The organism is Pseudonocardia acidicola, from assembly GCF_012911935.1.
Lineage (GTDB): Bacteria > Actinomycetota > Actinomycetes > Mycobacteriales > Pseudonocardiaceae > Pseudonocardia > Pseudonocardia acidicola.
On record NZ_JAAXLA010000039.1, the window covers coordinates 25,883 to 49,129 of the forward strand.

General features: G+C 71.3%; 23 protein-coding genes. 10 read left to right on the forward strand and 13 right to left on the reverse strand.

Features of this window, described 5'->3' with window-relative positions; genetic code table 11:
- Window positions 1-78: 78 nt before the first annotated feature.
- The 7 genes from HF526_RS20220 to clpS all read right to left on the reverse strand — a co-directional run bounded on the left by HF526_RS20220 (window position 79) and on the right by clpS (window position 4,217).
- Window positions 79-357: a MoaD/ThiS family protein gene (locus HF526_RS20220; protein ID WP_169383108.1), complete on the reverse strand. Its 279-nt coding sequence runs from the start codon at window positions 355-357 to the stop codon at window positions 79-81.
- Window positions 358-407: 50 nt separating this feature from the next.
- Window positions 408-863 (reverse strand): Mov34/MPN/PAD-1 family protein, encoded by a 456-nt coding sequence (locus HF526_RS20225; protein ID WP_169383109.1) that lies wholly within the window; start codon window positions 861-863, stop codon window positions 408-410.
- 73 nt (window positions 864-936) lie between these two features.
- Window positions 937-2,232: a hypothetical protein gene (locus HF526_RS20230; RefSeq protein WP_169383110.1), complete on the reverse strand. Its 1,296-nt coding sequence runs from the start codon at window positions 2,230-2,232 to the stop codon at window positions 937-939.
- An 8-nt stretch (window positions 2,233-2,240) separates the two neighbouring features.
- The gene (locus tag HF526_RS37490; protein ID WP_169383111.1) at window positions 2,241-2,783 is read right to left on the reverse strand and encodes a DUF3558 family protein; all 543 of its coding nucleotides are present in this window, start codon (window positions 2,781-2,783) and stop codon (window positions 2,241-2,243) included.
- A 47-nt stretch (window positions 2,784-2,830) separates the two neighbouring features.
- Window positions 2,831-3,244, reverse strand: a complete 414-nt coding sequence (locus tag HF526_RS20240) for a PE domain-containing protein (RefSeq protein ID WP_169383112.1) — start codon at window positions 3,242-3,244, stop codon at window positions 2,831-2,833.
- A gap of 54 nt (window positions 3,245-3,298) precedes the next feature.
- Window positions 3,299-3,850: a DUF2017 family protein gene (locus HF526_RS20245; RefSeq protein WP_169383113.1), complete on the reverse strand. Its 552-nt coding sequence runs from the start codon at window positions 3,848-3,850 to the stop codon at window positions 3,299-3,301.
- A gap of 70 nt (window positions 3,851-3,920) precedes the next feature.
- The gene (clpS, locus tag HF526_RS20250) at window positions 3,921-4,217 is read right to left on the reverse strand and encodes an ATP-dependent Clp protease adapter ClpS (RefSeq protein WP_169383114.1); all 297 of its coding nucleotides are present in this window, start codon (window positions 4,215-4,217) and stop codon (window positions 3,921-3,923) included.
- Between the two features lie 57 nt (window positions 4,218-4,274).
- Here clpS and HF526_RS20255 point away from each other — a divergent pair, with 57 nt between their 5' ends.
- The 3 genes from HF526_RS20255 to HF526_RS20265 all read left to right on the forward strand — a co-directional run bounded on the left by HF526_RS20255 (window position 4,275) and on the right by HF526_RS20265 (window position 8,253).
- Entirely contained in the window at window positions 4,275-5,570 is a 1,296-nt protein-coding gene (locus tag HF526_RS20255; RefSeq protein WP_169383115.1) for a nicotinate phosphoribosyltransferase, read from the forward strand.
- On the forward strand, window positions 5,570-6,121 hold the full coding sequence (locus tag HF526_RS20260) for an isochorismatase family protein (RefSeq protein WP_169383116.1): 552 nt from the start codon (window positions 5,570-5,572) through the stop codon (window positions 6,119-6,121). Before HF526_RS20255 ends, HF526_RS20260 begins: the two co-directional genes overlap by 1 nt.
- Before the next feature lie 101 nt (window positions 6,122-6,222).
- Window positions 6,223-8,253, forward strand: a complete 2,031-nt coding sequence (locus tag HF526_RS20265; protein ID WP_169383117.1) for a helicase C-terminal domain-containing protein — start codon at window positions 6,223-6,225, stop codon at window positions 8,251-8,253.
- On the opposite strand, the gene HF526_RS20270 is transcribed toward HF526_RS20265, so the two are convergent.
- Genes HF526_RS20270 through ctaD form a run of 3 tightly spaced genes read right to left on the reverse strand, consistent with a single transcriptional unit; the run spans window position 8,250 to window position 12,047 of the window.
- On the reverse strand, window positions 8,250-8,996 hold the full coding sequence (locus HF526_RS20270; RefSeq protein WP_169383118.1) for a peptidyl-tRNA hydrolase: 747 nt from the start codon (window positions 8,994-8,996) through the stop codon (window positions 8,250-8,252). The genes HF526_RS20265 and HF526_RS20270 overlap by 4 nt on opposite strands.
- On the reverse strand, window positions 8,993-10,249 hold the full coding sequence (gene serB, locus HF526_RS20275; RefSeq protein ID WP_169383119.1) for a phosphoserine phosphatase SerB: 1,257 nt from the start codon (window positions 10,247-10,249) through the stop codon (window positions 8,993-8,995). Before serB ends, HF526_RS20270 begins: the two co-directional genes overlap by 4 nt.
- Window positions 10,250-10,292: 43 nt before the next feature.
- Window positions 10,293-12,047 carry an aa3-type cytochrome oxidase subunit I gene (ctaD, locus tag HF526_RS20280; protein ID WP_169383120.1) on the reverse strand — a complete coding sequence of 585 codons (1,755 nt, stop codon included), beginning with the start codon at window positions 12,045-12,047 and terminating at the stop codon, window positions 10,293-10,295.
- 143 nt (window positions 12,048-12,190) lie between these two features.
- Here ctaD and HF526_RS20285 point away from each other — a divergent pair, with 143 nt between their 5' ends.
- Window positions 12,191-12,931 carry an ABC transporter permease gene (locus tag HF526_RS20285; RefSeq protein WP_338051617.1) on the forward strand — a complete coding sequence of 247 codons (741 nt, stop codon included), beginning with the start codon at window positions 12,191-12,193 and terminating at the stop codon, window positions 12,929-12,931.
- Here the strand turns inward: HF526_RS20285 and HF526_RS20290 are convergent.
- The 3 genes from HF526_RS20290 to HF526_RS20300 all read right to left on the reverse strand — a co-directional run bounded on the left by HF526_RS20290 (window position 12,928) and on the right by HF526_RS20300 (window position 16,874).
- Window positions 12,928-13,755, reverse strand: a complete 828-nt coding sequence (locus tag HF526_RS20290) for a PIG-L family deacetylase (protein WP_169383121.1) — start codon at window positions 13,753-13,755, stop codon at window positions 12,928-12,930. The genes HF526_RS20285 and HF526_RS20290 overlap by 4 nt on opposite strands.
- A 61-nt stretch (window positions 13,756-13,816) precedes the next feature.
- Complete coding sequence (locus HF526_RS20295) at window positions 13,817-15,682, reverse strand: AAA family ATPase (RefSeq protein WP_169383122.1); 1,866 nt, start codon at window positions 15,680-15,682, stop codon at window positions 13,817-13,819.
- 67 nt (window positions 15,683-15,749) lie between these two features.
- Window positions 15,750-16,874 (reverse strand): NDMA-dependent alcohol dehydrogenase, encoded by a 1,125-nt coding sequence (locus HF526_RS20300; protein ID WP_169383123.1) that lies wholly within the window; start codon window positions 16,872-16,874, stop codon window positions 15,750-15,752.
- A gap of 290 nt (window positions 16,875-17,164) precedes the next feature.
- Between HF526_RS20300 and HF526_RS20305 the strand changes: the two genes are divergently transcribed.
- From HF526_RS20305 to boxB, 6 genes are all read left to right on the forward strand, one after another.
- Complete coding sequence (locus HF526_RS20305) at window positions 17,165-18,772, forward strand: benzoate-CoA ligase family protein (RefSeq protein WP_169383124.1); 1,608 nt, start codon at window positions 17,165-17,167, stop codon at window positions 18,770-18,772.
- Window positions 18,769-19,041 carry a 3-hydroxyacyl-CoA dehydrogenase NAD-binding domain-containing protein gene (locus HF526_RS36990; protein ID WP_338051619.1) on the forward strand — a complete coding sequence of 91 codons (273 nt, stop codon included), beginning with the start codon at window positions 18,769-18,771 and terminating at the stop codon, window positions 19,039-19,041. The genes HF526_RS20305 and HF526_RS36990 overlap by 4 nt, the downstream gene beginning before the upstream one ends.
- Window positions 19,032-19,442 carry a 3-hydroxyacyl-CoA dehydrogenase family protein gene (locus HF526_RS20310; protein ID WP_338051620.1) on the forward strand — a complete coding sequence of 137 codons (411 nt, stop codon included), beginning with the start codon at window positions 19,032-19,034 and terminating at the stop codon, window positions 19,440-19,442. The genes HF526_RS36990 and HF526_RS20310 overlap by 10 nt, the downstream gene beginning before the upstream one ends.
- Window positions 19,443-19,529: 87 nt before the next feature.
- Window positions 19,530-19,973 carry a GNAT family N-acetyltransferase gene (locus HF526_RS20315; RefSeq protein WP_169383125.1) on the forward strand — a complete coding sequence of 148 codons (444 nt, stop codon included), beginning with the start codon at window positions 19,530-19,532 and terminating at the stop codon, window positions 19,971-19,973.
- 96 nt (window positions 19,974-20,069) lie between these two features.
- The gene (gene boxC / locus HF526_RS20320) at window positions 20,070-21,794 is read left to right on the forward strand and encodes a 2,3-epoxybenzoyl-CoA dihydrolase (RefSeq protein WP_169383126.1); all 1,725 of its coding nucleotides are present in this window, start codon (window positions 20,070-20,072) and stop codon (window positions 21,792-21,794) included.
- 16 nt (window positions 21,795-21,810) lie between these two features.
- A complete protein-coding gene (boxB, locus tag HF526_RS20325; protein WP_169383127.1) occupies window positions 21,811-23,223 on the forward strand; it encodes a benzoyl-CoA 2,3-epoxidase subunit BoxB in 1,413 nt (470 codons plus the stop codon).
- Window positions 23,224-23,247 lie beyond the last annotated feature (24 nt).

A 23,247-nucleotide genomic window follows, 5' to 3' on the forward strand; every position in this document is an offset into this window, starting at 1 on the left:
GCGTTAGGCCGGTGGGTGGACGACGGCGGGGCCGACCTGGTTGACGACTACCCGGCCCGGCCGCCGCTCACGCACTACTCAGCGCATGCCACCGGCGACGGCCGGCAGGATCGTGACGTTCGAGTTCTCGCCGACAGGAGCCTCCAGGCCACCGGCGAAGCGCACGTCCTCGTCGTCGACGTAGATGTTGACGAAACGGTGCAGCGAGCCGTTGGTGATCAGCCGGTCCTTGATGCCGCTGTGCCGCGACTCCAGGTCCTCGATCACCTCGGCGACGGTCCCGCCCTTGGCCTCGACGGCCTTCTCGCCCCCGGTGTGGGTGCGGAGGATGGTGGGGATGGACACGGTGACGGCCATGCGAATGCTCCTGGTCGGATCGTTCTCGTTGAGTGCGGGCGGGCGTGGCGTCAGCCGTGGTCGGGGACGTCGTCCGCGCCGGTGTGCGCGAACATATAAGTCTCCACAACCTCGACTTGTTCCTCGGTGACCACGCCGTCGACGATCCGGTACGACCGGAACTCAGTGGTGTCCGGCTCACGGGTGGAGACCAGGACGTAGTGCGCCTCGGGTTCGGAGGCGTAGGAGATGTCGGTCCGCGACGGATAGGCCTCGGTCGCGGTGTGCGAGTGGTAGATGACCACGGGCACCTCGTCCCGGGCGTCCATGTCCCGGTACAGCCGCAGCAGATCGCCGGAGTCGAACTCGTAGAACGTGGGCGAACGTGCGGCATTCAACATGGGGATGAAGCGCTCGGGCCGGTCGGATCCCTCAGGGCCGGCGATGACGCCACACGCCTCGTCGGGATGGTCCCGGCGGGCATGGGCGACGATCTCGTCCACGAGATCAGCTCGGATCACCAGCACCCGTACAGGGTACGGGCCGTACCCGACACGGCGCACATCACGTCGGCACGGGTCACACGGGTTGCGGGCACCATCACACCTGGCCGGGGGGCGGTTCCCGGCCCTCGATGACCGCCGGCCCGTGCTCCGGCAAGCCCGCCAGCCACACCGCCTCCGGGTCATCCTGCACCAGCCAGGACGGGCGACGATGATCTTCCTGGCCGCGGCCGCCTGCGCCGGGCATCAGCGGCACGTGACCGGCGCCGAGGCCACCGCCCGCGGCGGCTCTCGGCCCGGCGCCACGGGTGCCCGACTCCCCCGCCTGGCTGCCGGTGACGGTCGACGGCGGTCGCGAGCCGGGTGCGCGCCCTTCGCCGTCGACGCCGCCCCCGGCCAGCCCGCGGCCCGGCATCCCCGCAACCCCCGGCCCGGACAGCACGGGATCGGTGGTGGCGCGGTTGGCGACCAGCTCCTGCCACGGGTTGCGGCCGAGCGAGCCCGCGTTCGCAACCGGCCCTCGGGTGGTCCCGGCCCGCGGGGCGGATTGTGCTCGGACCACCGGTGAACCCGCAGCTGTCGCGCCCGCGCCCGCGCCCGCGCCCCCGCCGGGGGCCTTGTCCATGGCGCCGGGTGGTCTGACTTTCGTGCCCACCGCAGCGCCCCCGGCGCTCGGCACCGTGGCCACGTTCCCGCCGACTGCTCCCGTGGGAGCGTCGCCGGGCGCGGCCGCGCCCGTGGCCACACCGCCCGCGACGGGCACGCCCGCGCCTCCGGCCGCCGCACCGGCCGCGCTCACACCAGCAGCACCGCCGCCCCAGCTCGGCGACGCCGTTGCCGGCCCGGCACTCACCTCGACCTCGCCGACCTGCGGCGGCTCGAACACCTGGAACGCCGTCCCGAGGTTGTGGTTGGTGTTGGCCTGGTAGACGTTGGCGACATCGACGGCCCGCTGCCGAGCGGCTTCCCGCTGCTCCTGAACAGCCTCGTTCTCCGTGCGTCCCGAGAGTCCGGCCTGCGGCGGGAGATCCGTCTCGTCGATACCCGCCAGCGCCTGCATCTCATTGCGGATCGCCACGTGATAGTCCGCCTGGTCCTGCAACGCCAGCTTGGCCAGGCGGGCATGCGCCGCCCCGACGTCGCCCGGCGTCGCGAGCCGGGTGATGTGTGCCTGGCTGGCCTCCGCAGCCGCGCCCGAGTGGGCGCTCTGGGCGGCCGCGAGCGCGGCGCGGACGTCGGCAGCTGCCTGCTCAAGGGTGCTGGCCAACCTGTCGTAGGCGTCGATGGCCTGATCGATAACGGCATGGCCAGGCCCGTCAAGGACAGGATCCCGGATCTCAGCGAGCGAGCGCGCTTCAAAGGCGATTTCGGTGCCGGGATATTCGGCCGCCATCGCTCCTCCTATGAGCTTCTGGGCGGGAGTGTCGAGAGGACCGCCGAGGCAACCCGGCTCGCGGCGTCACATGTGTCGATGGACCTGTTGAGGACTTCGCTGACCAAGACATCCACCAACTGGTCGTCGGCCGGACCTACGTGAAGTGTGCAGTCTGGGCCACCGTTCCGATCGGTACGGACAACGGGGAATCCGTCGACCTGATCTGGCTCGAAGACGGTGAAGGTGGCCCGCCCCAGGTAGACGCCCTCCAATCCGCCGACAGGCAGGTCGACAGCCACGACGACCGCCGCGATGAACGACCGGTCAAACGCCTGCCATCGGCATCCGCTGGTAGAGGCGCTCGAGATATCGGCAGCTGAGCTCGGATCTAGACTCAGCTCCGCGAGTTGCGATGTCGCGAGTGCCGCACAGCCGCTGATTCGCCGAGCATCTCTGGGGTGTTGTACCCGGGGAGCGAGTGCGGAGGCTGGATTGGACACAGATTCTTCTGCTGTCGAGGCAGGCGACGCCGCACCTGTTCCTGTCGTCGTCGGCCCGCAGCCAGTCATGAGGAGCACAGCAAGGGCTACGACGCCTGCTGCCCGTGACCGCCGAATCACGCGCGTTGCGCCCGATTCGCGGTCTCAGCGCGCCGGTACGCAGCGAGCTGCTGTTCGAGGGCTGCCACGGTCGAAGCTATGTCGTCGCGCCAAGCCCGCACGAAGGCCTCCGACTGCCTCAGCATCTCCCAGGCCTGCTGAGTCATGTTGGCGCTGACTTCATCACGGGCGGGTGGCGAGAAGTAAGCCGTCAGCAATGACGGGAGGACATCGGCAACATCCAGCGCGACGGCCTTCAGCCGATCGATGCACTCCTGCGCCCGCTCCGGGTCGATGTAGAACGCCCCCGCACCAACCCCACCCGGGCTCGCCACCGCGATCTCCGACGCCACCAGCATGAGGTCCGGGCCGACACGCTGGAGGTCGCGGAACGCCTCGCCGATCCCGGCAATCCCGCCATCTTCCGCCATAGCGGACATCGTGACAGGTCGCACCGCCCCGCGTGGGCGGTTCAGCTGAACCGCTTACAACAACTGCATCCGCGACTGCACCAGCGCGTCCTGCACGAACGTCAGCCAGTGGTACACCCCGAGGTGCGCAGAACGGGGATCGTCGGGCGGCAGTTCCTCCGGCAGATCCTCGCTGACGTCCAGCGCGGTACCGAGTGCCAGCCGCACGTCGTTGAGCGCGGCCAGCCAGGCGTCGGCCTGGTCCGGGGTGAGCTCCACCCGGCCGCCGAGCTCGGGCAGTGTGTCGAGCACGACGGTCGCGGCAGCGTCCTTGGCCTCGATCAGTTCCGGTTCGTGCAGCGAGCGCATCGCCCCGGAGAGGTCGGGGTCGTCACCGGAGAAGTCCGGGAGCAGGCGGGCGAGCACGCGGTCGTCCGGTTTCGTCGACGGGCCGGTGCGCAGCCCGGTGAGCACGGCCAGCTCGTCGGGGGGATTCTCCTCGGTGCGGGCCGCCAGCATCTGGCGCACCTCGCCGATCAGCCCGCGCAGCACGGCCGCCTCCTGGACCTCCAGGTTCGCGACCAGCTTGGCCCGTGCGCCCCGCCCGGAACGCTTCCATCCGTTCACGCCGCCTCCTCGCTGGCACTCGTCGGTACCGTGCCCGCCGCGGTGTGCAACGGTGACGCCGCGAGCGCGCTCACGTGCGCTGCATGGTGGCCCAGAGGCCGGCGGCGTGCAGCTTGGCCACGTCCCCCTCGATCTTGTCCTTGTCGCCGGACGACACCGCGGCCTTGCCCTTGTGGTGCACGTCGAGCATCAGCGCGGTCGCCTTCGACTCGGGGTAGCCGAAGAGCTTCTGCAGCACGTAGGTCACGTAGGACATCAGGTTGACCGGGTCGTTCCACACGATGGCCTGCCACGGCGTGTCGCCCGCCGCATCCTCGTCGATGACCGGATCCACCTGTCGGGTGGGGGCTGGGAGTGGCGCGGTCATGGGCTCCATGGTGACACCCGCTCCGCGAGCTGTGCAGGGCACATAGGCTGCTGTGCCATGAGCGGCATCTCAGGGTCGACCAGCACCGCCCTGCTCACCGACCGGTACGAGCTGACGATGGCGGCTGCCGCACTGGCCGACGGCACCGCCGATCGTGAGACCGTCTTCGAGGTCTTCGCCCGCCGGCTGCCCGAGGGCCGCCGCTACGGCGTGGTCGCGGGGACCGGCCGGCTGCTCGACGCGCTCGAGAACTTCCGCTTCAGCGACGCCGAGCTGGAGCGGCTGGCCGAGGTCGTGAACCCGACGGCGCTGGACTGGCTGGCGAACTACCGCTTCCGCGGCGACATCGACGGCTACCCCGAGGGCGAGCTGTACTTCCCCGGCTCCCCCATCCTGACCGTGAGCGGGACGTTCGCCGACGCCGTCCTGCTGGAGACCCTCGTACTGTCGATCCTCAACCACGACAGCGCCGTCGCCTCGGCCGCCGCCCGGATGGTCACGGCCGCGGGCGGCCGGCCGATCATCGAGATGGGCTCCCGGCGCACCCACGAGGAGTCAGCGGTCGCCGCCGCCCGGGCGGCGTACCTCGCCGGGTTCACCGCCACCTCCAATCTCGAGGCCGGTCGCCGCCACGGCATCCCGACCGCCGGCACCGCCGCGCACGCCTACGTACTGCTGCACGACGACGAGCTCGCCGCGTTTCGCAGCCAGGTCGCCGCGCTCGGTCCCAAGACGACGCTGCTGGTCGACACCTACGACATCCGCAAGGGCATCGAGAACGCGATCACCGCGGCGGGCCCCGAGCTGGACTCCATCCGGATCGACTCCGGGGACCTGGGTGTGATGGCGCAGCAGGCCCGCGAACAGCTCGACGCACTCGGCGCCACCGGCACCCGGATCGTGCTGTCCGGCGACCTCGACGAGTACGCCATCGCGTCGTTGCGCGCCGAGCCCGTCGATTCCTACGGCGTCGGGACGTCGGTGGTCACCGGCTCCGGCGCGCCGACCGCGAGCATGGTCTTCAAGCTCGTCGAGGTCGGCGGCCGCCCGGTCGCGAAGCGGAGCACGTCGAAGGAGTCGCGCGGCGGCCGCAAGTCGGCGCTGCGCCGCTACAAGCCGACGGGCACCGCGGTGGAGGAGGTTGTGTACCCCGCCGCGGAGCAGCCCCCACTCGGCCCGCACGACCGGGTGCTGCCGGTCCCCCTGGTCCGCGGCGGGAAGCGGGTGCCCGACCTGCCCACGCTGGAGCAGTCCCGCGAACGGCTGCGCGCGGCGCTGGTGTCCGTGCCGTGGGAAGGGCTCAAGCTCTCCCGCGGCGAGCCCGCCATCCCGACCACGTTCGAGGGGTCCTGATGGGACGCGCACTGATCGTCGTCGACGTGCAGAACGACTTCTGCGAGGGCGGGTCGCTGGCCGTCACCGGTGGCGCCGCGGTGGCCGCGGGGATCTCGGGCCACGTCCGTGGTGCCGGCTACGACCACGTCGTCGCCACCCGCGACCACCACGTCGACCCGGGTGCGCACTTCAGCGACGCCCCCGACTACGTGGACTCCTGGCCGCCGCACTGCCGGGTCGGCACGCCGGGAGCGTCGTTCCATCCCGATCTCGACGTCGCCCCCATCGAGGCGGTGTTCAGCAAGGGCGCCCACGCGGCCGCATACTCCGGTTTCGAGGGCACCGACGCCGCAGGCACCGAGTTGGCCCTGTGGCTGCGGGACCACGACGTCGACACCGTCGACATCGTGGGCATCGCCACCGACCACTGCGTGCGGGCCACCGCCCTCGACGCGGCCGCGGCCGGGTTCGCCACCACCGTGCTGCTCGACTACTGCGCGGGCGTCGCCCCGGACAGCACCGAGCGGGCACTGGAGGAGCTGCGCGCCGCCGGCGTCACCGTCGCGTAGCGACGAGCCGGGCAGTCCCGCACACCGGCCTCGTCGGCGGATCCACCGGCATCCGGGCCGATCCGCCACGGGCGCCGCAGGCCGCCGGGTAACCTCCCGGGGTGCCCTCCGCCCACGACGTCCCCGGCGTCGCCGAGTTGCTGGAAGCGGCGGTCACCTCGGTCGGCGGTCAGCGCCGGGAGGGCCAGGACGCGATGGTCCAGGCCGTCCGCAAGGCCATCAGCAGCGGCGAGCACCTGGCCGTGCAGGCCGGCACCGGCACCGGCAAGTCGCTGGCGTACCTGGTGCCGTCGATCCGGCACGCGGTGGCCGACGACGCGACGGTGGTCGTCTCGACGGCGACGATCGCGCTGCAGCGCCAGCTCGTCGACCGTGACCTGCCCCGGTTGGCCAAGGCGCTCAAGCCGTTGCTGGGCAGGCTCCCGACGTTCGCCATCCTCAAGGGCCGGCGCAACTACCTGTGCCTGAACAAGCTGCACGGCGACGACGGGATGGCCGAGGACCCGGCAGAGGAGCAGCTGTTCGACCCGTTCGCGATCTCCGCGCTGGGCCGGCACGTGAAACGGCTGCACGAATGGGCCTCCGACACCGAGACCGGTGACCGCGACGAGCTCGTCCCCGGTGTGCCCGACAGCGCGTGGCGGCAGGTCTCGGTGAGCGCCCGGGAATGCCTCGGCGCCGCCCGCTGCCCCGTCGGCGAGGACTGCTTCGCCGAGAAGGCCCGCGCTGAGGCCGGACGCGCCGACGTCGTCGTCACCAACCATGCGCTGCTGGCCATCGACGCCATGGGCGACGCCTCGGTACTGCCCGAACACGGTGTCGTGATCGTCGACGAGGCGCACGAGCTGGTCGACCGGGTGACCGGCGCCGCCACCGCCGAGCTGACCTCCGGCATGGTCGGCGCGGCCGCCCGCCGCTGCGGCCGGCTGGTCGACCAGACCATCGCCGACCGGCTCGCCGAGTCCGGCGAGGGCCTCGCGATGGTCCTCGAGGACCTGCCACCGGGCCGTTGGGACGCATTGCCGAAGGCCGCCGCCGGTGCGCTGTCGGTGGTCCGGGACGCGGCGGCGTCGTGCCGGCAGAGCCTGGGCGGGGAGCGCCGCGAGGATCCGGAGGGAGCCACCGGCCGCAAGCTCGCACTGGCCCTTCTCGACGAGGTGTCCGAGGTCGCGGTGCGGCTGCTCGGCGCGTTCGACGAGCCCGACCCGGCCAAGCGCCGCGACGTGGTGTGGCTGGCCGAACAGGGCCCCGACGGGGCGCGTTCGAAGGTCCTGCGCGCCGCCCCGCTGTCGGTCGGCGGGCTGCTGCGCGACCGGCTCTTCGGTCAGCGCACCACCGTGCTGACGTCGGCGACGCTCACGCTGGGTGGCTCGTTCGATGCGCTGGCCCGGCAGTGGGGACTACCGCCGGCGAAGAGTGTCGCCGAGCAGGCCGGCGACCCGGTCCCGGATCCCGACGCACCCAGGTGGTCGGGTTTGGACGTCGGCTCCCCGTTCTCGCATGCGCGCAGCGGGATCCTCTACATCGCCAAGCGGCTGCCCCCACCCGGCCGAGACGGGCTGGCTCCGTCCTATCTGGACGAGATCGCCGGGCTGATCGAGGCCGCGGGTGGGCGCACGCTGGGGCTGTTCTCCTCGATGCGCGCGGCCAAGCAGGCCACCGAGGCACTGCGCGACCGGCTCGACGTCCCGCTTTTGTGTCAGGGTGACGATTCGACGATGCTGCTGGTCAAGCGGTTCGCCGAGGACCCGGAGACCTGCCTGTTCGGCACCTTGTCCCTGTGGCAGGGCGTCGACGTGCCGGGGCCGTCGCTGTCCTGCGTGATCATCGACCGGATCCCGTTCCCGCGCCCGGACGACCCGCTCGTCGCGGCCCGGCAGAAGGCGGCGGACTCCCGCGGCGGCAACGGGTTCCTCACCGTGTCCGCCACGCACGCGGCGCTGCTGCTCGCCCAGGGCGCCGGGCGGCTGCTGCGCGGAACGGACGACCGCGGGGTCGTCGCGATCCTCGACCCACGGATCGCGACCGCGCGCTACGGCGGGTTCCTGCGCGCGTCGCTGCCCCCGTTCTGGACCACCGACGACCCGGAGAAGGTCCGCGCCGCGCTGCGCCGCCTCCGGAAGGGGTCCTAGCCGATCGCGACGCAGGTGATGGTGCCCGGCTCGACCTCGGTAAAGCCGGCGTCGCGCACGGCCACCGCCTCGCCACGCTCGACCGCGTCGCACAACGCGGTCCACCCGGGCACGTCGGCCGTCCGTACCGCGAAGTGCGGCACCTCGGAGACCCCGCGGACAGCGGCCCACAACATCGACGCGTGCCCGACCTGCGCCGCGGCCTTGCCCACGGTCATCTCGACGGACGGGTTCAGCCAGATCACCGGCACTCCCGGCGGCGGCGGGGGCGGCGAGTCGGGCGGCAGGTCGGTGCCCTCGATCTGCAGCCTGGAGACGATCTTGGGGACTGCGTTGACGGGTCCGGGGACCAGCGCGCGCACCTGCGCGCCGTCCTCGTCCACCGTGATTCCCGGCAGGTCCTGCACGACCTGCCAATGCCTGCCGCGCGCCCGCCGGGCGATCTTGCGGATGCGCCCGTTGATCCACGTCGAGACGTCGTCGTACCACTCCCCGCCGGGCTGTGAGCGGGGATCCAGGCAGACTGCGAGCGCCGCCTCGGCGGCCGCCTCGAGCAGCGGGGTGCGCCGGGGTGCGTCACGCTCGATGCGCAGCACCACCGGCATCGCCCAGACGACCCCGTCGGCCTCCGGGGGTATCACCCCGGGCGCGCTGCAGTAGCGCTGCGCCAGCGGCGCCAGCACGGGGGCCCCGGGGTGGACCGGGGCGTCGGTGTCACACGGTGATCGCCCCAGCACACTCATGCGATCGGCACCCGCCGCAGCACACCCTCGGCGGCGTCGGCCCGCTCGACCTCGTCGCGGGTGATCCCGAGCACGAACAACACGACGTCGAGGTAGGGCTGGGACAGCGCGGCGTCGGCCACCTCGCGCAGCGCGGGCTTGGCGTTGAAGGCGATGCCCAGGCCCGCTGTGGAGAGCATGTCGATGTCGTTGGCGCCGTCGCCGACCGCAACGCACTGCTCGAGCGGAACCCCGTAGGTCTCGGCGAACCGGCGCAGCGCGACGGCCTTGCCGGGCCGGTCGACGATGTCGCCGAGCACCCGGCCGGTCAGCCGGCCGTCGACGATCTCCAGTTCGTTCGCGGCGCAGAAGTCGAGGCCGAGCTCGTCGACCAACCCGGAGATCACCCGGCTGAACCCGCCGGAGACGACACCGCAGCGGTAGCCGAGTCGTTTGAGGGTGCGGATGGTGGTGCGGGCGCCGGGAGTCAGCTCCAGCTGCGCGGCGACCTCGTCGAGCACCGACTCGGACAGGCCCTCCAGCACGGCGACCCGGCGGCGCAGCGACTCGCTGAAATCCAGCTCGCCGCGCATCGCCGCTTCGGTGACCGCGCGGACCTCGGCCTCCGCCTCGGCACCGGCCCGCGCAGCCAGCATCTCGATGACCTCGCCCTGCACGAGGGTCGAGTCGACGTCGAACACGATGAGCCGCTTGCTGCGCCGGGCCAGCCCGGCGCGCTCCACCGCGATGTCCACCCCGGCGGTACGCGCGACCTCCACGAGGTGCGCGCGCAACGTGCCGTGCGGGTGTTCAGTGGGGTCGTTCGGATCGGGCGAGACACCCAGCTCCAGACCGGTCACCGGGTAGTCGGCCACCCGCCGGATCGAGTCGATGTTCGCCCCGACCGCGGCGAGTTCCCGGGCCACCTCACTGAACGCCCGGGCGGTGATCGGCCGGCCCAGCAGCACGACGACGTGAGTGGACGCGCGCGTGGCCGACGCGTCGTCGTCGCGCTGGACCGACGTGTGCACCTGCATCCCGATGGTGTCCATCGCTTGCTCGACGGCCTCTTGGAGGTCCTCCGGGTCGTGGTGGGCAGCCACCAGCGCGCCGAGGGTGAGCCGGCCGCGGATCACGACCTGCTCGACGTCGATCAGATCCACCCCGTGCCGGGTGAGCGCGGTGAACAGCACCGAACTCACACCGGGCCGGTCGGGGCCGGTCACCGTGATGAGCACGGTCGACCGGTTACCCGTATTCGGGGTGTCGCTCACTGTGCGGCCGACCTCATGTCGACCGGGCGCAGCGCTGCCGGGATCACCGAGACTTCGGGTCGTCGTCGGGCTGGGACTCCGGGCCGACGGCCTGCGCCGCCAGCTCGGACGGTGCCGCCGAGTGACCGGCGTGGGCCTCGGCGCGAGCCCGCGCGACGAGGTGCGGGTAGTGCAGCTCGAACGCCGGGCGCTCGGACCGGATCCGGGGCAGCTCGGTGAAGTTGTGCCGGGGCGGCGGGCAGGAGGTCGCCCACTCCAGCGAGTTGCCGAAGCCCCACGGGTCGTCCACCGTCACGACGCGACCGTACCGGTAGCTCTTGAACACGTTCCAGATGAACGGCAGCGTCGAGGCGCCGAGGATGAACGCGCCGATCGAGGAGATCATGTTCAGCGTGGTGAAGCCGTCGGTGGGCAGGTAGTCCACGTACCGGCGGGGCATGCCCTCGGCGCCCAGCCAGTGCTGCACCAGGAACGTCATGTGGAAGCCGATGAACGTGGTCCAGAAGTGGATCTTACCGAGGGTCTCGTCCATCATCCGGCCGGTCATCTTCGGGAACCAGAAGTAGATGCCGGCGTAGGTGGCGAACACGATCGTGCCGAACAGCACGTAGTGGAAGTGCGCGACCACGAAGTACGAGTCGGAGACGTGGAAGTCCAGCGGCGGCGAGGCCAGCAGGATGCCGGTCAGACCACCGAAGAGGAACGTGACCAGGAAGCCCACCGAGAACAGCATCGGTGTCTCGAAGGTCAGCTTGCCCTTCCACAGGGTGCCGATCCAGTTGACGAACTTGACGCCGGTGGGCACCGCGATCAGGAACGTGGTGAAGGAGAAGAAGGCCAGCAGCACCGCGCCGGTGGCGTACATATGGTGCGCCCACACGGCCACGGACAGCGCGCCGATCGCGATGGTCGCGAACACCAGGCCCTTGTAGCCGAAGATCGGCTTGCGGCTGAAGACCGGGAAGATCTCCGAGACGATGCCGAAGAAGGGCAGCGCGACGATGTAGACCTCGGGGTGGCCGAAGAACCAGAACAGGTGCTGCCACAGGATGACCCCGCCGTTGGCCGGGTCGAACACGTGGGCACCCAGGTGCCGGTCGGCGGCCAGGCCCAGCAGCGCGGCGGTCAGCACCGGGAACGCGATCAGGATCAGGATCGCGGTCACGAAGATGTTCCAGGTGAAGATCGGCAGCCGGAACATCGTCATGCCGGGCGCACGCATGCAGACGATCGTGGTGATGAAGTTGACGCCACCGAGGATCGTGCCCAGCCCGGAGACGACCAGGCCGATGATCCACAGGTCGGCACCGGCACCCGGTGAGTGGACTGCGTCGGACAGCGGGCTGTAGGCGAACCAGCCGAAGTCGGCCGCGCCACCCGGGGTGAGGAACCCGCTGATCACCGTCAGGCCGCCGAACAGGAACAGCCAGTAGGAGAAGGCGTTCAGCCGCGGGAACGCCACGTCGGGGGCGCCGATCTGCAGCGGCACGATGTAGTTCGCGAACCCGAACAGGATCGGCGTCGCGTACAGCAGCAGCATGATCGTGCCGTGCATGGTGAACAGCTGGTTGTACTGCTCGTTGGACAGGAACTGCTGCCCCGGACGCGCCAGTTCGGCGCGCATCAGCAGCGCCATGGCGCCACCGAGTAGGAAGAAGCCGAACGACGTGACCAGGTACAGGATCGCGATGTCCTTGGGGTCCGTTGTCCGCAGCATCTTCAGCAGCGTGGATCCCTTGGCCGATCGTCGCGCCGGAAACGGGCGCGCGGTGATCGGTTTGGGCGCGACGGCTGTCACTGTGCCTCCTGCACTGGCCTCGTGGTGGGGCAAGGCCGGACTCTATCTCCGCAGACCGCCCGGGGCGCTCCCGGGTTGAAGGTCATCACCTGGGTGGGCAGTCTGCGCCCGACATTGTGCTCTACGGAGAGTAGAACGACGACGTGGGCTCACCCAACATCGTTCTCGGACCCGTGCTGGGGGTCGCCGCGGCGGCTGCGGTGCTGGTCGGAGCCGTGATCGCGTTCTGGGCGCGGCTCGGGACGGCGCGCGCAACGGTGCTGGCCGCGGGCCGCGCGGTGCTGCAGCTGGGCGCCGTCTCGGCGCTGCTGGGGGCGATCGTCGGCTCCGTCGGGGCGAGCGCCGGGTTCGTCGCGCTGATGGTCGGAGTGGCAGCCTTCACATCTGCGCGGCGGATCACACGGCACCGCAGCGGGTGGTGGGCGGCGCTTCCGGTCGCGCTGGCGCCGCTGCCGGTCACCGCGGGGCTGGTCGCCTCGGGCGTCGTCCCGGCCAACGGGGTCGCGATCATCCCGATGGCCGGCATCCTCATCGGCGGCGCCATGACCGCCACGTCATTGGCGGGACGCCGCGCACTCGACGAACTGACGGCACGGCGCGGCGAGGTGGAGGCGGCGCTGTCACTCGGGTTCCTCGACCGCGACGCCGCGATCGAGATCGCCCGGCCGACCGCGGCGCAGGCCATGGTCCCGGCGCTGGACCAGACCCGGACCGTCGGGCTCGTCACGCTGCCCGGCGCGTTCGTCGGGATGCTGCTGGGCGGGGCGACCCCGATCCAGGCCGGTGCCGTGCAACTACTCGTGCTGGTGCTGCTGCTGGCCGTGGAGACCGTCGCGGTGGCCGTGACCGTGGAACTGGTGTGCCGCGGCGTGATCCACCGCTAGACGCCGGCCCGGCCGTCGCGCATCGGCGTGAACAGGTCCAGGAAAAGGTCGGGGGCCTCGGCCGGGCTGGGCTCCGGGTGGACGATGTAGAACTCGGTGCCCATCCCCATCGCGAACAGCGGCTCGGGCATCGCCAGCAGGAAGTGGTCCGGGCCCATCTGACTGGCGTGCGCGCGCATCGAGGCCCGCTTGGCGTCCACGAAGTCCATCGCGTCGACCCGGTGGGTGATCTCGGACTCCGGCTTGCCGAAACTCGGGGCGTCCACCGACGGCGGGTTCCAGCCCTCGGGCAGTTCCCCCGACTTAGCCATGCCGCTGATTCCGCGGACCATCCAGTCGCGATTGATCGTGCCCTGCGCGACGACCGGGACCGCGCTCAGCTCCGCGGCCCGCAACCCGACCCGGTGCACCTGGATGTGGTCGGGGTGGCCGTAGCCGCCGTTGTCGTCGTAGACGGTGAGGACGTCGGGCTCCTCCTCGTCGAGGATGACGGCCAGCCGCCGCGCCGCGTGCTCGACCTTCGCCTGCCAGAAGGCATACGGGGCGTCGTTGGTGGGCTCGCCCATCATCCCGGAGTCGGTGTAGCCGAGGAACTCGACGCGGGCGGCACCGATGGCCTGCGCGGAGGCGTAGCACTCGGCGGAGCGCCGCAGAGACAGCTGCTCGCCGTCGGCCAGCACTCCCGGCACCGGTTCGCCGAGTTCACCGCGGGTGGCGAAGACGAGGACGACGCGGTGCCCGGCGGCCGCGGCGCGGGCGAGCGTGCCCGCGGTGCCGATCGATTCGTCGTCGGGATGGGCGTGGAAGCTGACAATGGTCCCCACGCCCAGAGCGTATCGATCGTGCGCGGTAGGTGGCGCCAGAGCACCACTGACCGCGCACGAGCTACGCGAGTATGCGGGTGAGCGCCGGGGCCACCTCCGCCAGCCGGCGGACCGGCTGGCTGACGCCGCCACCGCGGGCGGCCAGCGCCGCCGCGGCGGCCTCCGCGTCGGCGCCGGGCAGCGGGCACAGCACGTGCAGCCGGTCGATACCCGCGAGCGCGGTCACCGGGTCGTCGCCTGCGGTGTGCAGGCAGTCCGACAGCAGCACCACCATCCGCTCGTCGGCCACCGCCCCGGCGAGCTGCGCACCGGCCTCGCGCAGTCCCGCGGCCAGGTCGGTGGTGCCGTGCCCGCGCAGCGCGACCAGCTCGGAGATCAACTCTTCGGACGGGCGGCGGACCCCTTGGCGCTGCAGCGTCGTCACCCCGGAACTGAACGCGAGCACGCCCGGCTCGAGCTTGGACCCGCCGGTCTCCGCGGCCAGCACCACGCCCGCGGCGGCGACCGCGGCCAGTGCCACCGCGAGCCCCTGCATGGAACCGCTGATGTCCACGACGAGGCAGATCGCGCGCCGGTGCGCGGTCCATGTGCGGGTGACGATGTCCTCGGGCATGGGCCGCCGGGAGATGCCCGGCTGCCACCCGTCGAGCGTCCGGTCGAGGTCGAGGTCGCCCTCCCCGCCGCGCGACGGGCCCAGCTTGCGGGTGCCGCGCGCCTTGGCCGGGCCGACCTTGCCGAGCCGGATGAACACCCGCCCGGCCAGCCGCCGGGCGGCGGCGCGCAGCTGCACGTCGGTGGCCACCGCCATGTCCGCGAGCAGCGCGGCGGCCGCATCCGGGTCCTTGGCGAGCACGGCGTCGAACGCCTCCGGGTCCAGTTCACCCACCTCGGGTGAGACCTCGGAGAAGTGCTCGTGGCGCGCCGCGAGCTGCTGGCGGCCCTCCGTACGGCCGGGTCGCTCGCGACCGGGGCGCTGCCGGGGCTGGAAGCCTGCCGCGGGTGGCGGCAGGCCGTCAGCTTTTTTTCCCGGGCCGTCCGCGGGGTCCTCGGCGGGGTCGCCGGGCTCGGATTCCTCGGCAGGCCAGAACCGGTCCAGCAGCTCGTCGATCACCGATTCCGGGGTGCGGTCCACCCCGTCGGCGATCCGGATGCGGCCCGACAGCGCGGCGTAGGCGGCGTCGCGCGCGGTCTCGCCCTCCAGCCGGGTCTCGCCGCGCAGCTCACCGAGTCCGGTGAGGACCAGCGCGAGGTCGATCGCTCCGCGCACCGACGACCCCATGCGCACGTCGCGGTGCTCCCGCGTCGCCCGGGTCAGTGCGACGGCGAGCTCGACGACCCGCCCGTCGAGCCCGCTGACCGAGGCGGTGATGGCGCGTTCGGACGGCTCGTCCTGGTAGCCGAGGACGACCCGGCACATGCGGTCGGCGATCGCCTGGCTGACCCGGGCGGTGCCGATCGCGTCGAACGGGTTCATCGCGGCGATGAGCCGGAACCGCGCGCCGGCGTGCACGGTGCCGAGCCGCGGGATGGCGATCTCGCCCTCGGTGAGCACGGTGATGAGGACGTTGAGCGTCTCCTCCGGGACGCGGTTGAGCTCCTCGAGGTAGAGCAGCCCGCCGCCGCGCATCGCGGTGAGCAGCGGACCGTCGACGAAGCTCGCGGGCTGGTAGCCGTCGACCAGCACCTGCGACGGGTCGAAGGCACCGATCAGGCGGGCCGGCGTCAGCTCGGCGTTCCCCTCGACGAACACGACGTCCTGCCGGGCGTCGCGGGCGATCGAGCGCAGCAGCGTCGACTTCCCGGTGCCGGGCGGACCCTCGATGACGACGTGCCGGCCGGTCGCCAGCGCGACGGTCAGCACTTCGCGCTCGCGGCGCAGGCCGACGATGGGTGGAGGCCCGGTGGTGACCGGGGGGCTGGGCGTCACGGATGCTCCCGGAGAAGACGCGCGTCGGCGGGGTGGGCCGATCCGGCCCACCCCGCCGACGAGGACATCAGCTGTCGTAGACGATGACGCCGCGGATGTTCTTGCCGTCGTGCATGTCCTGGTAGCCCTGCTGCACCTCGTCGAGGGTGTAGGTCTTGGTGACCAGCTCGTCGAGCTTCAGCACGCCCTCCCGGTACAGCTGCAGCTGCCGCTTGATGTCCCAGTTCGGGTTGGAGGCGCCGAACAGCGCGCCCTGCAGGCGCTTCTGGAACAGCGTCAGCTCACCCAGCGGAATCGGGATGCCGACCTCGGTGATGTCACCGAGGGCGGTCACCACGCAGGTGCCGGCCTTGCGGATCGCAGCGAACGCCTGCTGGACGTGCTCGGGCTTGACCACACCGGTGGTGACGATCGAGGAGTCCGCGCCCTGGCCGTTGGTGAACTGCTTGGCCAGCTCGATGGCCTCCTCCATCGTCTCGACCGCGTGCGTGGCGCCGAGTTCCTGGGCCTTCTCCCGCTTGAACGCAACCGGGTCGACGGCGATGACGTTCGACGCCCCGGCGTGCGCGGCCCCCTGGACGGCGTTGATGCCGATGCCGCCGACACCCATGACGACGACGGTGTGGCCGGGCTGCACGCCGGCGGAGTTGACCGCCGAGCCCCAGCCGGTGCCGACGCCGCAGCCGACGAGGCAGGCCTTGTCGAGCGGGATGTCGTCGTCGATCTTGACTGCGGAGTCGACCGACACGGTGGTGGTCTCGACGAAGGTCGAGATGCCGCACATCTGGCCGACCGGGGTGCCGTCGGTCAGCTTGAGGCGGAAGTCGGTCGGGTCGTCCCAGCGCGACCCGGCAAGCAGGCCGGCGCCGAGGTCGCACAGGTTCTGCATGCCGGAGGCGCACCAGCGGCAGTACCCGCAGGCGGGCAGGAACGAGAAGACGACGTGGTCGCCCTCCTTGAGGCCCTTCGTGTTCGGGCCGGCCTTGGTCACGATCCCGGCGCCCTCGTGGCCACCGGCGAACGGGTAGACGCCGACCGGGATGTCACCGGTCGCGATGTGGTCGTCGGAGTGGCACATCCCGGACGCCACCAACTTGACCTGGATCTCGCCCGCACGGGGGTCGTCGACCTCCAGGTCTACGACCTCGTACTTGCCCGGCGCCTGCCGGACGATCGCGCCACGGGTCTGCATGCTGTGTTCTCCCTTGAACATCGGACGGTCGGGTCGCCGGATTCGGGTCGGGGAGCCGCGCGGGCAGCCCCGGCTCCGCGTTGATCGCTGGGGCCGACTGTGTGCCGCGCCACTACCCGGGTTTCATATCAGCATGCGCATGAGGTTGTGAAGATTCGCGTCCCCATCGGAGGAGCCCATCCGGAGGTGTCCGGCCGGACAGTTCGGACATCGCGATTTTCTACGAATCGTTGACGCAACGTGATCAAGCAGTAGAGTTCGAGCACCCGAACGGCACAGGAGCCACGTTCATGACCGATCTCTTCAACGCTGCGGAGTACCTGACCGAACGGTGGGTCATCGCCGGCGACGGCGACCGGGTGGCCGTCCGGCATCCCGGCGGGACCCTGACCTACGCCGAGCTCGCGGCCGAGGTCCGCCGGGTCGCCGCAGGGCTCACCACGATCGGGGTCCGGCCCGAGGAGCGGGTCCTGCTGTGCATGGTCGACGACGTCGAGCTCTTCACCGGGATCCTGGCCACGATGTACATCGGTGCCGTCGCGGTGCCGTCGTCGACCATGCTGACCGGCCCGGAACTGGGCAAACTGGTCGCCGACTCGCGGGCCCGGGTGCTGCTGGGCAGCCACCAGTTCAGCGACGTCGTGCATGCCGCGGCGGCCGGCGCGCCCGATCTGCGGCACGTCGTCCTCACCGGCGCGCAGGGCCCGGACCCGGCCGCGCTGGGCCCCCAGGTCACAGCGCTGACCTGGGCGCAACTGCTGGCGGCGGGCGCCGACACCCCGGTGACCGCGCCCTACACCACCTGGGACGAGTCCCCCGCACTGTGGCTCTACACCTCCGGCACCACCGGGACGCCCAAGGGCGCGATGCACCGGCACACCGACATCCGGTACGTGTGCGAGACCTACGCCCACCAGGTGCTCGGCATCCACGCCGACGACGTGTGCCTGTCGGTGGCCAAGCTCTTCTTCGCCTACGGCATCGGCAACTCGATGTTCTTCCCGCTGTCGGTGGGCGCCAGCACGGTGCTCGAGCCGTCGCGGCCGAATCCGCGCCTGTTCGCCGAACGGGTGGCCGAGCACGGCGTCACGCTGTTCTTCGCCGTCCCCAGCTTCTGGGGTCCGCTGCTGGCCGGCGATCTGCCCGACGACGCCTTCCGCACCGTCCGGCAAGGCACCTCGGCCGGTGAGACGCTGCCCGCCCGGATGTTCCACGGCATCCGTGACCGGTTCGGCATCGAGATCCTCGACGGCATCGGTTCCACCGAGGCGCTGCACATCTTCATCTCCAACCGGCCGGGTGCGGTGGTCCCGGGCAGTTCCGGGACACCCGTCCCCGGTTACCGCATCGAGCTGCGGCGCACCGACGGCACGGTGATCGAGGGCACCGGCGAGTCCGGGATGCTGTTCATCGCCGGGGAGTCGGTCTGCACCGGCTACTGGTGCCGCACCGACGTCAACCGGGCGGTGTTCCACGGCGAGTGGATGCGCACCGGCGACCAGTACGTGCGCAATGACGACGGCACGTACACCTGCCTGGGCCGCGCCGACGACGTGCTCAAGGTCGGCGGCATCTGGGTGAGCCCGACCGAGGTCGAGTCACGACTGCTCGAGCACCCGGACCTGGAGGAAGCGGTCGTGGTGGGCGTGCCGGACTCCGACGGCCTGGACAAGCCGATCGCCTACGTGGTGCCCCGGCCGGGGGCCGTCATCGACCCCGACGAGGTGATCGCCTTCTGCCGCGCCGGGCTGGCCTCCTTCAAACGGCCCCGGGCCGTGCTCCCGATCGCCGAGCTGCCCAAGACCGCCACCGGCAAGATCCAGCGGTTCCGGCTGCGGGCGCTCGCGGCCACGACGCCGGCGCCCGGGGCGGCCACCGGCGAGGAGGCGCCGGCGTGACGCAGTCCGTTGCGGCCCAACGGATCGGAGTCATCGGCGCCGGCACGATGGGCGTCGGGATCGCGTATGTGTTCGCCGCCGCGGGCGCTGAGGTGACCGTCGTCGAGCCCGACGCCGAACGCGCCGCCACCGCGCTGCGCATCGCCGCGCACCAGGCGGCACGCGCCGCCGAGCGGGGCAAGCTCGACGCCGCCGCGGCGCAGGAGCTGCCCGACCGGCTGACTTCCTCGGGCCGCACTTCTTCAACCCGGTCTGGTCGATGCCGCTGATCGAGATCGTGCACGCGCCGGCCATCGCCCCCGAGCAGATCGACGCCGCCCGCGCGGCCGCCGAGCTCGTCGGCAAGGAGACCATCGTGGTGCGCGACGCCCCGGGGTTCGCCACCAGCCGGCTGGGCATCGCGCTGGGCCTGGAGGCGATCCGGATGCTGGAGGAGGGCGTCGCCGCGGCCGAGGACATCGACAGGGCGATGGCGCCGGGCTACCGGCACCCGATGGGCCCGCTGCGACTCACCGACCTGGTCGGTCTCGACGTGCGGCTCGACGTCGCCCGCAACCTGGCGCAGAGTTACGGCGAGCGGTTCACCCCGCCGCGGTTGCTGGTGGACAAGGTCGCCGCCGGCGAGCTGGGCCGCAAGACCGGCCGGGGCTTCTACGACTGGCCGGAGTGAGCAGCGGATCGGCGCCGCTCCCGGGCTGCGCCGTCGTCGCGGCCCCGACACACTGCCACGCATCGGGACGCCCGCAAGGAGGCCGGCATGACGACCCAGCTGACATCGGCGCAGTGGATCCGCGAGACCCCCGCGAGATGGGATGCGGACAAGACCCGCGTCCTCGGGGGGCTCGACCCGGCTCTGTTCGGCTTCGGCTCGCCGACGGACGGCGACGCCCTGGGCGACGAGTGGTGGCGGGTCGAGGACGGTGGCCGGGTGCTCGGCTACGGCCGGCTCGACGACACCTGGGGCGACGCCGAGATCCTCGTCCTGGTGGAACCGGAGCGGCGCGGGTCCGGCGTCGGCGCCTTCATCCTCGACCACCTCGAGCAGGAGGCCGCCGAGCGGCACCTCAACTACATCTACAACGTGGTGCCGCACGGGCATCCGGACCCGGAGCCGGTCACCACGTGGCTGACCGCGCACGGGTTCGCGCCCAACGACGTCGGTGAACTGCGCAAGCGGGTGCCGGGCGCCGACCCGCGCTGACGACACCGATCGACGTTCTACACTGCTGTCCCGCGGCGCAAGGTTGCTGTAGAGTGATGGTCAACCCACCGCGCCCGAGCGCAGGAGGATCCCGAGATGACCACCACCGCAAGCGCCCCGGCCGATCCGGACGCTGCCGAGATCCCCACGATCTCTTTCGACGCCTCGCCGGAGAGCTACCGGCACTGGACCCTCGACCTGTCGCAGGCCGCCGAGACGGGGGTGGCGTATCTGCGGCTCGACATCGACGAGACCGCCGGTCTGGTGCCCGGTTACGAGTTGAAGATGAACTCCTACGACCTGGGGGTGGACATCGAGCTCTACGACGCCACCCAGCGGCTGCGCTTCGAACACCCCGAGGTGCGCGCGGTGGTCGTGACCAGCGCCAAGGACCGCAACTTCTGCGCCGGGGCGAACATCCGGATGCTGGCCCGGTCCAGCCATCCGTGGAAGGTGAACTTCTGCAAGTTCACCAACGAGACCCGCAACGGGATCGAGGACGCGACGGCGAACTCCGGGCAGACCTGGATCGCCGCGGTCAACGGCACCGCGGCCGGCGGTGGCTACGAGCTGGCCCTGGCGTGTGAGCAGATCCTGCTGATCGACGACAACTCCTCGGCGGTGTCGCTGCCGGAGGTGCCGCTGCTGGGTGTGCTGCCGGGCACCGGCGGGCTGACCCGGGTGATCGACAAGCGCCGGGTGCGCAAGGACCGCGCCGACGTGTTCGCCACCAGGGCCGAGGGCATCCGCGGCCGCCAGGCGGTGGAGTGGAAGCTGGTCGACGAGACCATCCCGAAGCGGGCCTGGGACGAGACGGTGGCCCAGCGGGCCGCCGAGGCGGCGGCGCGGTCGCCGCGTCCGTCCGGCGCGACGGGCATCGCGCTCGCGCCGCTGCACCGCGAGGAGAGCGCCGACGGCATCTCCTACCGGCACGTGAAGGCGAGCTTCGACCGCGCGCGGGGCCTGGTGGAGATCACCGTGCTGGGCCCGTCGGGTGGGGTGCCGGAGTCGCTGGAGCGGGTGCACGAGCTGGGTGCGCAGTTCTGGCCGCTGGCCATGACCCGCGAGCTCGACGACCTGATCCTGCGGCTGCGGGCCAACGAGCTCGAGCTGGGCACCTGGATCATCCGCACCCGGGGCGACGTGGAGGACGCGCTGGCCTTCGAGCGGCTCATCGCCGAGCACTCCGGCGACGACTGGCTGGTCAACGAGATCCGGCACTACTTCAAGCGGGTGCTCAAGCGCCTGGACGTGACGTCGCGGTCGCTGATCGCGCTGATCGAGCCGGGCTCGTGCTTCGCCGGCGCGCTGCTGGAGCTGGCGCTGGCGTGTGACCGGCAGTACATGCTCGACGGGACCCTGGACGAGGACGCGAGCGAGCAGGGCGACGAGGCCCAGATCGTGCTGTCCGAGAGCAACTTCGGGGTGTTCCCGATGGGTAACGGGCTGTCCCGGCTCGGTTCGCGGTTCTACGGCGACGACACCGCGGTGGCCGAGCTGCGCCAGGAGGTCGGCCGCCGGATCACCGCCCGGGAGGCGATGGACCTGGGGCTGGTCACCGACGCCCCGGACGACATCGACTGGGACGACGAGATCCGGATCATGCTCGAGGAGCGCGCCTCGCTGTCCCCGGACGCGCTGACCGGGATGGAGGCCAACCACCGGTTCGTCGGCCCGGAGACCATGGAGTCGCGGATCTTCTCCCGGCTCACCGCATGGCAGAACTGGATCTTCGTTCGCCCCAACGCCTCCGGCCCGGAGGGGGCGTTGCGCAAGTACGGCACCGGACGCAAGGCCGAATTCGACCGCAGACGTGTCTGAGTAGGGATGTCCAGCAATGTCGATTGACTACACCGAGAAGATTCCCAACAACGTCGACCTCGCCGGCGACCGGAAGCTGCAGCGCGCGCTCGAGTCGTGGCAGCCCAACTTCCTGACCTGGTGGAAGACGATGGGCCCGGCGGTGCCCACGCAGGACGTCTACCTGCGCACCGCGGTCGACGTCGGCCGTGAGGGCTGGGCCCAGTTCGGCCACGTCGCGATGGAGGAGTACCGCTGGGGGGTGTTCCTCGCCGAGCGCGGCGACGACCGGCGCATCGCGTTCGGCGAGCAGAAGGGCGAGCCGGTCTGGCAGCAGGTGCCCGGCGAGTACCGCGCCGACCTGCAGCGCCTGATCGTCATCCAGGGCGACACCGAGCCCGCGTCGGTGGAGCAGCAGCGCCGCCTCGGCGAGACCGCGCCGAGCCTGTACGACCTGCGCAACCTGTTCCAGGTCAACGTCGAGGAGGGCCGTCACCTGTGGGCGATGGTCTACCTGCTGCACGCCTACTTCGGGCGCAACGGCCGCGAGGAGGCCGAGGCGCTGCTGCAGCGCAACTCCGGTGACCTCGACTCCCCCCGGATCCTCGGCGCGTTCAACGAGGAGACCCCGGACTGGCTGTCGTTCTTCATGTTCACCTACTTCACCGACCGGGACGGCAAGTACCAGCTCGGCACGCTGAAGGAATCGGCGTTCGACCCGCTGAGCCGCACGTGTGAGTTCATGCTCAAGGAGGAGGCGCACCACATGTTCGTCGGCACCACCGGTGTCGACCGCGTGGTGGCCCGCACCGCCGAGCTGATGCGCGAGCACGACACCGCCGACGTCGCCGCGCACGGCGGCATCCCGCTCGACGTCATCCAGCGCTACATCAACTTCCACTACTCGGTGTCGCTGGACCTGTTCGGCTCCGAGCAGTCCACCAACGCGGCCAACTACTTCACCGCCGGCCTGAAGGGCCGCTGGCAGGAGGAGCGCCGCCGCGACGACCACCAGCTCACCGAGGACTCCGCGCACGTCGATCTGGTCTCCGGCGGCGAGATCACCACGAACGAGGTCCCGGCGCTGCTCGCGCTCAACCACGACCTGCGCAACGAGTACGTCAAGGACTGCCAGAGCGGTCTGAAGCGCTGGAACCGGGTCCTCGAGCAGGCCGGCGTCGACCGGCGGCTGACGCTGCCGCACGTCGGGTTCAACCGCCACGTCGGCCTGTTCGCCGACCACCACGTCTCACCGGGCGGCCAGCTGATGACCGAGCAGCAGTGGGAGGCCAAGAAGGACTCCTGGCTGCCCAGCGAGGTCGACAAGACCCACGTCCGCTCGCTCATGCGCCCGGTCTACGAACCCGGCAAGATCGCCGGCTGGATCGCCCCCCCGACCAACGGCATCAACGGCAAGCCGTTCGAGTACGAGTACGTCCACCTGGCCTGATCACCGTCCTGACACACCGCATCG